Consider the following 12,267-nt stretch of genomic DNA (forward strand, 5'->3'; position numbering starts at 1 on the left):
GCGGTGTCATCGCGGGCGGGTGCCGGGCTCGGCTGTCGCTCCCTGCCCGAGGAGAACCCCCGGGCGACGATGGGTCCAAGCTAGCCCAGCGCCGCGCGCAACCCCCTCCCTATGACCTTGTGTTTCGCCGTACCGTGGTGTCGTGAGCACTCCCCTGCCCTACGGAACCTGGCCTTCCCCGTTGTCCGCACGGGCGGTGTCGGCGGCCTCGCCGCGGATCGAGGGCGCGCGCTACGTCGGCGAGGAGATCTGGTGGGGCGAGACGGTCGCCGAGGAGGCCGGGCGCACCGCGGTCCGGCGGCGCACGGCATCCGGCGCGGTCTCCGATGTCATCGCCGTGCCGTGGAGCGCACGCTCGCGCGTGCACGAGTACGGCGGCGGCTCGTGGACCACCGTCGAGGATGATGCTCTCGTGTTCGTCGAGAAGGGCGACCAGCGGGTCTGGGCGGTCGGCCGGGGTGGTGCCCCGCGGCCGCTCACGCCCGTCGTCGGCGACATGCGCTTCGGTGGGCTGACATGGCAGCACGGCCGGCTGCTCGCCGTGCGCGAGGTGCACGGGGCGTCGGCCGTGCCGCATCGTGACATCGTCGAGATCCCCATCGACGGACGCGCAGCGAAGGATGCTGCCCTCCTGTCGTCGCTCGTCGGGGACAGCCACTTCCTCGCTCATCCGTCGCTCTCCGCCGACGGATCGCATCTGGCATGGATCGCGTGGAACCATCCCGCCATGCCGTGGGATCGCACGGAGCTGCGCGTCGGTCGCCTCGAGGACGGTGTCGTGGCCGAATGGACCACCGTGGCGGGAGGCGCGACGGCACCGCTTCAGCCCCGGTGGATCGGCGACGACGATCTGCTCTACGCCGACGATCCGACAGGCCGCTGGAACCTCTGGAGGCTGCGACTCAACGCCGATCTCGAACACCGGCCGATCGCCCCCGCCGACGCGGACACCGGCGGTCCGCTGTGGGTGCTGGGGCAGCGCTGGTTCGCCGTGCTCGACGACGGCCGGGTGGTGGCCATCCGCACGCACGGCGCCGACGAGCTCGTCCTGATCGACGGCGAGGACGTGCGCGGCATCCCGTGCGCGGGTGTCGCAGGGCTGTCGATCGAGGATGCCCGCGGCTCACGGGTCCTCGTGAGCGGAGCGGGAGACGACGGCACCGCGCTGTGGGACGTCGACGTCGACGAGCCCGCCGCCAGCCGCACCGTGATGGGCGGCGAATCGCCCTGGGGCGCAGAGTGGATGCCGCAGGCCCGCGCCGTGACGTTCGAAGGGCCGCGCGGTCCGGTCCACGCCTTCGACTACCCGCCGACGAATCCGGAGGTCACCGCTCCCGCGGAGGAGAAGCCGCCGTACCTCGTGCTCGTCCACGGCGGTCCGACAGCACATGTCGGCGGAGCGGCATCCGGCAAGATCGCCTTCTTCACCAGCCGTGGGATCGGCGTGCTCGACGTGAACTACGGCGGGTCCAGCGGCTACGGCCGCGCCTACCGCGAGCGCCTGCTCGGACAATGGGGTGTCGTCGATGTCGACGACGTGATCGCCGCGGCGACGGGCCTCGCGCGCTCGGGTGCCGCCGATCCCGGGCGCCTCGCAATCGCCGGCGGCTCTGCGGGGGGCTGGACCGTGCTGTGCGCGCTGACGCTCGACGACACCTTCGCGGCGGGGATCAGCAGGTACGGCGTCGCCGATCTGCGCCGCCTGGCCGAAGACACGCACGACTTCGAAGCACGCTATCTCGACTCGATGGTCGGTCCGCTGCCGGGAGCGGAGGCGCTGTATATCGCGCGATCGCCCTTGTCCCGCCTCGATCGGCTGCGAACGCCGCTGCTCATCGAGCATGGATTGGACGACCGCGTCGTACCGCCCTCGCAGTCCGAGGCCGTGCGGGACGCGCTCCAGCAGAACGGCGTCCCGCACGCCTACCTGGCGTTCGAGGGCGAGGGGCACGGCTTCCGCCGGGCGGAGACCGTCGTGCGCCAGCTCGAAGCCGAGATCGCGTTCCTCGGCAAGGTCCTCGGGTTCGAGCCCGAGGGCGTCGAGCCCCTCGACCTGGACTAGCTCGGGCGCGCGAGAAGGAACGGCGCGAGGCGCGCCGCGAGATGCTCCCCGACGCGGGCGTGCACCGCCGTGCCCCCTGCTTCGTGCGCCTGCGACAGGATCATGCCCTGCTCGTGGATCGCCGAGACGAGGTCTCCACGGTCGTAGGGCACGAGCACCTCGAGCTCCACCGCCGGAAGCGGCAGAGCCGCCTCGATGGCCGCGCGCAGCTCCTCGATGCCCTCCCCCGTGCGCGACGACGCGAAGAGCGCCTTCGGCTCGAGGCCGCGCAGCACCAGCCGTGTGTCCTCGTCGACCAGGTCGGCCTTGTTGAAGACCACCAGCTCCGGAATGTCGCGTCCTCCGACGTCGCCGATCACATCGCGCACCGTCGCCAGCTGTGCGGCCGGGTCGGGGTGCGATCCGTCCACCACGTGCACGATCACGTCCGAGCCCCCGACCTCTTCGAGGGTCGAGCGGAACGCCTCGACGAGCTGATGCGGGAGGTTGCGCACGAAGCCGACCGTGTCGGTGAGCGTGTACACGCGTCCGTCGGTCGTCTCGGAGCGGCGAACCGTGGCATCCAGCGTCGCGAAGAGGGCATTCTCGACGAGCACGCCGGCGCTCGTGAGGCGGTTGAGCAGGCTCGACTTGCCGGCGTTGGTGTAGCCGGCGATGGCGACCGAAGGGATCGTGTGCCGCTTGCGCTCGGCCCGCTTGGCGTCGCGCGCCGGCGCGAAGTCGCGGATCTGTCGGCGCAGCTGCGCCATGCGGGTGCGGATGCGTCGACGGTCGAGCTCGATCTTGGTCTCACCGGGACCGCGCGAGCCCATGCCCGCGCCGCCGGCGCCGACCTGGCCACCGGCCTGACGGCTCATCGAGTCACCCCAGCCGCGGAGGCGCGGAAGGAGGTACTCGAGCTGCGCGAGCTCGACCTGCGCCTTGCCCTCGCGGCTCTTGGCGTGCTGGCTGAAGATGTCGAGGATCACGGTCGTGCGATCGATGACCTTCACCTTGACGACGTCCTCGAGCGCGCGGCGCTGGCTCGGCGCGAGCTCGGTGTCGGCGATGACCGTGTCGGCGCCGACCGCTGCGACGATGTCCCGCAGCTCCTGCGCCTTGCCGCGGCCGACGTAGGTCGCGGGGTCGGGATGCGGCCGGCGCTGGAGCACACCGTCGAGCACGACGGCGCCCGCGGTCTCGGCGAGGGCGGAGAGCTCGCGGAGCGAATTCTCCGCGTCTTCCTGCTCGCCCTGCGGATGCACGCCGACGAGGACGACGTTCTCCAGACGGAGCTGCCGGTACTCGACCTCGGTGACGTCCTCGAGCTCGGTCGAGAGACCCGGAACGCGGCGAAGCGCAGCGCGCTCCTCGCGGTCCCACTGGTCGCCGTCGGTGTCGCCGCTGCCGGTGGTGGCCTCGTCCTGCAGCGCCTGAGCGGCGCCGAACACGCGCACCCCGGATCGCGCATCGGCGCGCGCCAGCACGCGATCCACCGGGTCCACCGGCGTCTCGTCGGTGCTCTGGGGGGTTGTCGTATCCGTCATTCGTTCCTCTCGAACTGATGCTTTCCCGGCGTCATCGGCCGGTTCGAGGCATCCGTGAATTCTAGCCTCCCGTGCCGGGGAGCTCCTCCGCTAGGCTCATCAGCCATGGGGAGTGAACACTACTTCAGTGCATCGCCCGCCAGTCCCGAGAACCTCCGCCGCATCCGCGTCACCCTCGCCGGCCGTGATGTCGAGGTGACGACCGCAGGCGGTGTCTTCAGCCCCGATCACGTGGACTCGGGCACCGCGGTGCTCTTCGGCAACACTCCCCCGCCGCCACGCGGTGGGAATCTGCTGGACCTCGGCTCGGGGTGGGGACCCATCGCGCTGACGCTCGCACTCGAATCTCCCCACGCCACGGTGTGGGCGGTCGACGTGAACGAGCGGGCGCTCGATCTCGTTCGCCGCAACGCCGCCGCGCTCGGCCTCGACAATGTCAACGCCGTGCTGCCCGACGATGTTCCCGACGACATCTCGTTCCGCACGATCCGCTCGAATCCGCCGATCCGGGTCGGCAAGAACGAGCTGCACGGACTCCTCGACCGCTGGATCCCCCGGCTCGACGAGCGCGCCGATGCGTGGCTTGTCGTGCAGCGCAACCTCGGATCGGACTCGCTGCAGCGCTGGCTGACCGCGACCTTCGAGCGCGGCTACAGCGTGCACCGCGCCGCGACCGGGCGCGGATTCCGCGTGATCAAGGTGCGACGGCACGGCACGCCGCCGACCGAGGCGATCACCCTTCCCTGACGCAGGCGATCAGCGCGGGCGGGTCTCGCGCCGGCGCGGGCTCAGGCCAGCGTGACCTCGCCCGAGTAGACGAGGGTCGCCGGGCCGGAGAGCAGCACGTGATGCTCGTCGCCGACGAGCGGCATCCGCACACCGAGCGTTCCGCCGGGCACCTCCACGGTCCAGTGATCCGGCGCGGCCGGCCCCGCCCAGTGGCGCACCGCCAGAGCGGCCGCCGCCACGCCGGTGCCGCAGCTGAGCGTCTCGCCGACGCCACGCTCGAAAACCCGCATGCGGATGGATCCCACACCGTCCTGGACGAGCGGATCGCTCGGGACGACGAATTCGACGTTCGCTCCGTGCGCAGGCTCCGGGTGCAGCTGCGGCAGGACGGTGAGGTCGAGGCCCTCGAGCTCACGCGTGTCGGGGAGCGCGACGACGATGTGGGGGTTGCCGACGTCGATGCCGAGGCCGGGTCGGGCTGCGCCGATCCCCCGCGCGCGCACGAGCACGTCGTCACCCTCGACGCGCCATGCTCCGAGGTCGACCTCGAGGCCGAGGTCGCTTCGCGTCACCGCCTTGACGCCGGCGCGGGTTCCGATGGCGAGTGGCTCGCCGTCGAGCGAGGCCCAGCCGACCTCGGCGAGGTACCGCGCGAAGACGCGGATCCCGTTGCCGCACATCTCGGCGGGTGATCCGTCGGCATTGCGGTAGTCCATGAACCACTCGGCTCCGGATGCCGCGGCCTGAGCTCCTTCGTCGATCACCGACGCGCGCACGACGCGGAGGATCCCGTCGCCGCCGATGCCGAAACGGCGGTCGCACAGCACGGCGACCTGATCGTCGGAGAGCTCGAGCATCCCGTCGGGATCGGGGATGATGACGAAATCGTTTCCGGTGCCGTGCCCCTTGGTGAACGCGACGGTCTGCGGCATGCCCCAAGTCTAGAGGCGCGCGTCGCGGCGTTCGGCCGGTCTCAGGCGAGGTCGATGAGGTCGGCCGGGGGGTGCCCCGGCTCGACCCAGCGCACCGCGTCGTAGCGCTTGAACCACGACACCTGCCGGCGCGCGTACCGCCGCGTGAGCGCCTGCGTCTCGGCGATGGCCTCGCGCTCGGTCTGCCGCCCGTCGAGTTGCGCGAGCGCCTGCGCGTAGCCGATCGCGCGGCGCGCGGTGACGCCGTCCTCGAGTCCGGCGTCGCGCAGCGCGGCGACTTCGTCCAGCAGGCCGTCCTGCCACATCCGCTCGACGCGGACGTCGAGGCGCGCGACGAGCTCGTCGCGTGGCAGGGACACGCCGATCAGCGTCGTCGGGTCGTGCCACAGCACCGGCTCGTCTGGCAGGGCCGCCCCATGGGTGGGAGCGCCCTGCGCCAGCACCTCGAGCGCCCGCACGATGCGCCGGCCGTTCTTCGGGTCGACGCGCGCGGCGGTGACGGGATCGACGGCGCGCAGGCGTGCGAACAGCACTCCGGGGCCCTGCGCCTCGAGCTCGGCCTCGAGTCCGGCTCGCAGCGCGACGTCGTGGGGCGGGAAGCGGAAGTCGAAGACGACGCTCGAGACGTAGAGCCCCGAGCCGCCGACGAGGATCGCGTCGGAGCCGCGGCCGTGGATCTCGGTGATGACGCGGCGCGCGGCATCCTGGTACCACGCCACGGCGGCGTCCTCGGTCACGTCGAGCGCGTCGAAGAGGTGATGACGGATGCCGCGCCGCTCCGCGTCGGGCAGCTTGGCCGTGCCGATGTCCATGCCGCGGTAGAGCTGCATGGCGTCGGCGTTGACGATCTCGGCGGGGACACCGCTCGCGATGAGCGCCTCAGCGAGATCGAGCGACAGCGCCGTCTTGCCGGTGCCGGTGGCGCCGACCACCCCCCACAGTCGCGGCGGGCCGGCCTGAGCGATCACACGCCGATGCGCAGCGTCGGGAGTCCGAGCGACACGGCGCGTGGCGCATCACTCTCGCCTGCCGGCGCCGGGACGCCGCAGGACTCGGCCTGCGTGCGATCCCACGCATCTCCCGACCGCGTGCGGCGGATGCGCAGGGGCGCGCCGTCCGTGGAGTCCGCCAGCAGGTGGAAGGGGGCTGCGTGGGTCACGACGACGCTGACGAGGTCGCCGGGACGCGGGATGTCCGATCCCGCAGGCACCTCGAAGTGAACGAGGCGGTTGTCTTCGGCCCGCCCGGTGAGCCGGTGCGTCGCCGCGTCCTTCTTGCCCTCGCCGGTGGCGACGAGCACCTGCAGCTCGCGGCCGACCTGCTTCTGGTTCTCTTCCAGCGAGATGCGCTCCTGGAGCGCGATCAGTCGCTCGTAGCGCTCCTGGACGACCTCCTTCGGAACCTGGTCGGGCATGGTCGCCGCGGGCGTGCCCTCTCGGATCGAGTACTGGAAGGTGAATGCGCTCGCGAACCGGGCCTGCTCGACGACGCGCATGGTGTCCGCGAAGTCCTCGTCGGTCTCGCCGGGGAAGCCGACGATGATGTCGGTCGAGATGGCGGCATCCGGCATCTTCGCGCGCACGCGGTCCAGGATGCCGAGGAATCGGTCGCTCCGGTACGAGCGGCGCATCGCCTTGAGGACGCGGTCGCTGCCCGACTGCAGCGGCATGTGCAGCTGCGGCATGACCGCGGGCGTCTCGGCCATCGCGTCGATGACGTCGTCGGTGAATGCGGCCGGATGGGGGCTCGTGAAGCGGATGCGCTCGAGGCCGGGGATCTCGCCTGCGGCGCGCAGCAGCTTGCCGAACGCCTGGCGGTCCCCGAACTCGACACCGTAGGAGTTGACGTTCTGACCGAGGAGCGTGACCTCCATCGCGCCGTCGTCGACGAGGAGGCGGATCTCGTTGAGGATGTCGCCGGGGCGGCGATCCTTCTCTTTGCCGCGGAGGCTCGGCACGATGCAGAACGTGCAGGTGTTGTTGCACCCGACGGAGATCGATACCCAGCCGCTGTGGATGCTGTCCCGCTTGGTCGGAAGGGTCGAGGGGAAGATCTCGAGCGACTCCAGGATCTCGAGCTCGGCCTCGCCGTTGTGGCGCGCGCGCTCGAGGAGGCTCGGCAGCGAGCCCATATTGTGGGTGCCGAAGACGACGTCCACCCAGGGCGCCTTCTGCTGAACGGTGTCCTTGTCCATCTGGGCGAGGCAGCCGCCGACGGCGATCTGCATGCCCTCGTGCTTGTCCTTGCGCGACTTCAGGTGGCCGAGCGTGCCGTACAGCTTGCCGGCGGCGTTGTCGCGCACGGCGCACGTGTTGATGACGACGACATCGGCGTCCTCGCCCGTCTCGGCGCGGACGTAGCCGGCGCTCTCGAGTGACCCGGAGAGCCGCTCCGAATCGTGGACGTTCATCTGGCAGCCGAACGTGCGCACCTCGTAGGTGCGCGCACGGCCGTCAGCGGTGTGCGACGCGGGCGACGCCGTGATGATCGTCGGCGCGGAGGACGGAGAAGACATGGTGCTCACATTCTACGAGTCCTCGTGACCGTCCTCGGCGGTGCCGGATCTCGCTCAGCGGATGCGCCGGCGAATGCGGATCGCCGACAGGGTCGTGCACACGATCGCGAGCACGATGAGACTGACGACGACGAACCACGCGGGCACCATCCACTCGCCGACCTGCAGATCCAGCCCGTAGACGAGGCGCAGGGCGTCATCGGCGCCCGGCGCGTCGGCGGTCATCGCCGCGAGGGTGTCGTCGGAGAACTCGCGGCGCAGCAGCATCCCTGCCTGCGCGAACGGCAGAGCCGACACGACGGATGCGACCGCCGGAGGGAACACGCCCACCGGAATGTAGGCGGCAGCGACGAATCCGAGGACGGTGCCCACGATCGTCGCGAGGCCGGAGTAGGCGCCCGTCGTACGCACGAACGACACGATCAGCGCGGAGAGCGACGTGAAGGCGATGCAGGAGAGCACGACGATCCCGAGGCTTCGGACGATGGCGCCGGGACTCAGCCAGGTGCCGCGAAGGAGCCCGAGGTAGAGGACGCTGACCACGAGGACCGCTGTGGAGATCAGCACGGCGATGGTGGCGGCCGACAGGAGGTACCCGAGCACGAGCTGCCCGCGGCGCAGGGGCGCGACCAGGAAGTCCTTGAAGCGGCCGGACTGGTCGTCCTCGACGAGGACGGAGAGGCCGCCCAGGCCGGTGGTGACCGTCGTGATGAGCACGATTCCCGCGAACATCCAGCTGTCCACGAACGCCTGCACCTCGTCGGCGCTCGCACCGGGAACGGATGCGACGAGGTCTTCGGTCTGCAGGTTGCCCAGGAACAGCGTGTAGAGCGCGAACAGGATGATGGCGCCGAGCAGTGAGAAGAAGACGTTCAGCCGATCACGGAAGAACAGCCGCAGGTTGCGGCCCACGATGGCCAGCACGACGCTCATGCCGCCGTCTCCTGTGCGGATCGGCCCGTGAGCGCCAGGAACACGTCGTCCATCCGCCCATGGCGGAATTCGAAGTCGCGGACGGCTTCCCCGTGGGACGAGAGGATGCCTCGGGCGGTGTTCGCATCGCGAACGCCGATCACCACGGTGTCGCCGTCGCGCTCCGGGTCGCCGCCGGCGAGCCGTGCGAGCGTGATGAGCCCCTCGGGATCGGCGGTGGTCACCGTCAGAACACTCCTGCTGTGCTGGGCGCGCAGTCGCGACGGGGTGTCGTCGGCGATGATCCGGCCCTCGTCGATGATGCACACTCGCGAGGCCTGCTCGGTCTCTTCGAGGTAGTGGGTCGTGAGGAAGATCGTGAGGTCGCCCGGCGCGCTGAGCTCATGCAGGGTGTGCCAGACGAGCGCACGACTCGCGGGGTCCAGTCCCGCCGTCGGCTCGTCGAGGAACAGGACGGCCGGGCGGTGCAGCAGCGCGCGTGCGATGTCGACCCGCCGGCGCTGCCCGCCCGAGAGGGTTCCGTATCGCGCGTCGAGGAAGCCCCCGAGGCCGATGAGCTCGGACACCTCGGATATCCGCATGCCCATCGACGTCTTCGCGACTCTGGACAGCTGCCCCCGCAGCCGCAGGTTCTCTCGCACGCTGAGCAGCGGATCGAGGAGCGAGTCCTGGAAGACGACCCCGATGCTCTCCCGCACGCGATCGCTCTCGCTGCGCACGTCGAATCCACTGACACGGACGATCCCCCGATCGAACCCCAGCACCGTGGTGAGGCAGCCGATGGTGGTGGACTTGCCGGCACCGTTCGTGCCGACGAAGGCGAACACTCCACCGCTGGGGACAACGAAGGAGATGTCGTCCACGGCGGTCTTCGCGCGATATCGCTTCGTCAGTCCCTCGACTTCGACGGCCATGCCGCTCCTCTCGTCCCGTCCGACGATATCGGGGAGCCGGATGACCGCGCGGCTCAGCGGAACCGGACGCCGGCCGCTCCGCGGTCCTGCTCGTCGAGGGCCGCGCGCGCCGCGGCCATCGCGACCGACCCGCGATATCCGCGTCGGGCGAGCTGCCCGGTCAGCCGGCGGAGCGCAGTCTCACGCTCCACAGATGACAGCGACCTGGCTTTGCCCCGGGCGAACTCCAGAGCGCGCTCGGCGTCGTCGTCGGGCAGTGTCGCGAGCGCCGCGTCGGCGATATCGCGCCGGATGCCCCGCTTCGCGAGGGTCTGCGCGATCGCCTGTCTACCTTGATCCTTGCGATCGACGGCGGAGTGAATCAGCTGGTCGGCGAGGGCCGCGTCGTCGAGGTACCCGTACTCCTCGAGGCTCTGCAGCACCCGTTCGGCAGCCTCGGTGTCGAGCTGGCGCTCCCGGAGCACCGCGCGGGCCTCCGATACGGAAAGAGAGCGCGCCCGGAGCTTCTTCAGGAGCGCCTTCTCGGCGAGGTCCGTCGCCTCGGCGATCGCCTCGTCGACGTCGGGAGAGTCATGCTCGGCGACCCACGTGGGGTGCCACTCCTCTGCCTCGGTCGGCTCAGCCGCTTCGGCGCGCGACACCGACCGCGCGGCGACCTGCGGCTCGGAGCCGCCGAACAGAGGGATGACGGGGGCGAGCCCATCGGCCGCGACCGACCGCTCGCCCCCGTGCGATGCCGTCATGATCAGGCCGGGCGGCGCTGAGCCAGCTCGTCGTCAACGGGAACTTCGACGGCCTTCGGCTGGCCGATGCCGAGCTTCGCCTTGATCTTCGACTCGATCTCGGCCGCGACGTCTTCGTTCTTGATGAGGAAGTTGCGCGCATTCTCTTTGCCCTGGCCGAGCTGTTCGCCGTCGTAGGTGTACCAGGCGCCGGACTTCTTGACGATGCCGTGCTCGACGCCGAAGTCGATCAGGCTGCCCTCGCGCGAGATGCCGACGCCGTAGAGGATGTCGAACTCGGCCTGCTTGAAGGGCGGGGCCATCTTGTTCTTCACCACCTTGACGCGCGTGCGGTTGCCGACAGCGTCGGTGCCGTCCTTCAGCGTCTCGATGCGGCGGATGTCGAGGCGGACGGAGGCGTAGAACTTCAGCGCCTTGCCACCGGCAGTGGTCTCGGGAGAGCCGAAGAACACACCGATCTTCTCGCGCAGCTGGTTGATGAAGATCATCGTGGTGTTGGTCTGGTTGAGCCCACCGGTGAGCTTGCGCAGCGCCTGCGACATGAGGCGCGCCTGCAGACCCACGTGCGTGTCGCCCATCTCGCCCTCGATCTCGGCCTTGGGCACGAGCGCGGCGACGGAGTCGATGACGACCAGGTCGATCGCCCCGGAGCGCACCAGCATGTCGGCGATCTCGAGCGCCTGCTCACCGGTATCGGGCTGCGACACGAGCAGGGAATCGATGTCGACGCCGAGCTTCTGCGCGTAGTCCGGGTCGAGCGCGTGTTCGGCGTCGATGAACGCGGCGATGCCGCCCGCGCGCTGCACGTTGGCGATCGCGTGGAGCGTGAGCGTGGTCTTACCCGACGACTCGGGACCGTAGATCTCGATGATGCGGCCACGGGGAAGACCACCGATGCCGAGCGCGACGTCGAGGGCGATCGATCCCGTGGGGACGACCTCGACGGGAGCACGCTCGTCGCTGCCCAGTCGCATGACCGAGCCCTTTCCGAACTGCCGGTCGATCTGGGCGAGGGCCGATTCGAGGGCCTTCTCGCGGTCAACTGCTGAGGGCATGACGTGCTCCTAATGCTCGCGTTCCGTCGCCTGTAGGCTGTCGCGCTCCGGCCCCGGTGGGACGGATGCTGCGACAAGGCGTGAGGTGTCGTTCGACGTTGTCCACGCTAGGGAAGGGCTCCGACATCCGTCTTCGCTCCCCCGCTCTCGGGGACAGAAACGTCCTCGACACCTGCTGTGCAGAAGCCTACGCCGGTATCGAACACCCGTTCGAAAGGACACGCCGCGATTTCTCCACTCGCGCGGCCTCGAACGCGTGGCTCAGCGCTTGGGCTCGAGGCGACCGGCGCCGTAACGCCGTTCGAGCGGAACGTCGGTCTCGGCGCACAGCGCCAGCCACACCTCGCGCGGCGGCACGCCCGCCTTCAGTGCTTCGGCAGCGGTGCGGCCGCCGGCTCCGGGCAGCACGAGGTCGACGACGAGCGCGTCGCCACGCAGCCCGAATTCGTCGTCGACGGCCCGGTCGAACTCACTGCGGCGCATGAAGGCGTGCGACTCCCGGAGAGGCGGTGGAAGAGGAAGGCGTCAGCGGAGCGACAGCTCGGCGTCGACGGCGGCGACGAGATCGTCGGGGACCACGTCGGGGAAGGTCTGGAGGCCCTCGAGCACCGAGATGCGGTCGCCGACTTCGCGCATGATGATCGAGATGGGCACATCGAGCGCCTCGGCGACCGATGCGAGGATCTCGCTCGATGCCTCTTTCTGGCCTCGCTCCACCTCGCTCAGGTAGCCGAGCGCCACGCTGGCGCGGCTCGCGACCTGACGGAGGGTGCGACCCTTCTGCTGGCGGAAGTCACGAAGCACTTCGCCGATCTCTTGACGAACCAGGATCATTGTGGGCCCCCTCCTCACTTCTGA

Annotated in this window: 12 protein-coding genes; 2 read left to right on the forward strand and 10 right to left on the reverse strand. The window is 70.1% G+C overall.

Annotated features, from left to right (window positions below; translation table 11 throughout):
* Positions 1-142 precede the first annotated feature (142 nt).
* Positions 143-2,062, forward strand: coding sequence for a prolyl oligopeptidase family serine peptidase (locus tag ASD93_RS07695; protein WP_056121052.1), 1,920 nt, complete (start codon positions 143-145; stop codon positions 2,060-2,062).
* On the opposite strand, the gene hflX is transcribed toward ASD93_RS07695, so the two are convergent.
* Complete coding sequence (hflX, locus tag ASD93_RS07700; RefSeq protein ID WP_056121054.1) at positions 2,059-3,588, reverse strand: GTPase HflX; 1,530 nt, start codon at positions 3,586-3,588, stop codon at positions 2,059-2,061. The two genes, ASD93_RS07695 and hflX, sit on opposite strands and share 4 nt — an antisense overlap.
* Before the next feature lie 105 nt (positions 3,589-3,693).
* Between hflX and ASD93_RS07705 the strand changes: the two genes are divergently transcribed.
* Positions 3,694-4,335 carry a class I SAM-dependent methyltransferase gene (locus ASD93_RS07705; protein WP_056121056.1) on the forward strand — a complete coding sequence of 214 codons (642 nt, stop codon included), beginning with the start codon at positions 3,694-3,696 and terminating at the stop codon, positions 4,333-4,335.
* A 41-nt stretch (positions 4,336-4,376) separates the two neighbouring features.
* On the opposite strand, the gene dapF is transcribed toward ASD93_RS07705, so the two are convergent.
* The 9 genes from dapF to ASD93_RS07750 all read right to left on the reverse strand — a co-directional run bounded on the left by dapF (position 4,377) and on the right by ASD93_RS07750 (position 12,243).
* The gene (dapF, locus tag ASD93_RS07710) at positions 4,377-5,249 is read right to left on the reverse strand and encodes a diaminopimelate epimerase (protein WP_056121059.1); all 873 of its coding nucleotides are present in this window, start codon (positions 5,247-5,249) and stop codon (positions 4,377-4,379) included.
* A gap of 41 nt (positions 5,250-5,290) precedes the next feature.
* The gene (gene miaA / locus ASD93_RS07715; RefSeq protein ID WP_056124171.1) at positions 5,291-6,214 is read right to left on the reverse strand and encodes a tRNA (adenosine(37)-N6)-dimethylallyltransferase MiaA; all 924 of its coding nucleotides are present in this window, start codon (positions 6,212-6,214) and stop codon (positions 5,291-5,293) included.
* Positions 6,214-7,764, reverse strand: coding sequence for a tRNA (N6-isopentenyl adenosine(37)-C2)-methylthiotransferase MiaB (miaB, locus tag ASD93_RS07720; protein ID WP_056121060.1), 1,551 nt, complete (start codon positions 7,762-7,764; stop codon positions 6,214-6,216). The genes miaA and miaB overlap by 1 nt, the downstream gene beginning before the upstream one ends.
* A 54-nt stretch (positions 7,765-7,818) precedes the next feature.
* A complete protein-coding gene (locus tag ASD93_RS07725; RefSeq protein ID WP_056121061.1) occupies positions 7,819-8,697 on the reverse strand; it encodes an ABC transporter permease in 879 nt (292 codons plus the stop codon).
* Positions 8,694-9,611, reverse strand: coding sequence for an ABC transporter ATP-binding protein (locus ASD93_RS07730; RefSeq protein WP_056121063.1), 918 nt, complete (start codon positions 9,609-9,611; stop codon positions 8,694-8,696). Before ASD93_RS07730 ends, ASD93_RS07725 begins: the two co-directional genes overlap by 4 nt.
* 53 nt (positions 9,612-9,664) lie before the next feature.
* The gene (locus ASD93_RS07735; RefSeq protein WP_056121065.1) at positions 9,665-10,354 is read right to left on the reverse strand and encodes a regulatory protein RecX; all 690 of its coding nucleotides are present in this window, start codon (positions 10,352-10,354) and stop codon (positions 9,665-9,667) included.
* Between the two features lie 2 nt (positions 10,355-10,356).
* Positions 10,357-11,409, reverse strand: coding sequence for a recombinase RecA (gene recA, locus ASD93_RS07740; protein WP_056121067.1), 1,053 nt, complete (start codon positions 11,407-11,409; stop codon positions 10,357-10,359).
* Positions 11,410-11,670: 261 nt separating this feature from the next.
* Positions 11,671-11,892, reverse strand: coding sequence for a DUF3046 domain-containing protein (locus ASD93_RS07745; protein ID WP_056121069.1), 222 nt, complete (start codon positions 11,890-11,892; stop codon positions 11,671-11,673).
* Positions 11,893-11,934: 42 nt separating this feature from the next.
* A complete protein-coding gene (locus ASD93_RS07750) occupies positions 11,935-12,243 on the reverse strand; it encodes a helix-turn-helix domain-containing protein (RefSeq protein WP_056121071.1) in 309 nt (102 codons plus the stop codon).
* Positions 12,244-12,267: the final 24 nt, after the last annotated feature.

It is taken from the genome of Microbacterium sp. Root180 (genome assembly GCF_001428485.1).
Lineage (GTDB): Bacteria > Actinomycetota > Actinomycetes > Actinomycetales > Microbacteriaceae > Microbacterium.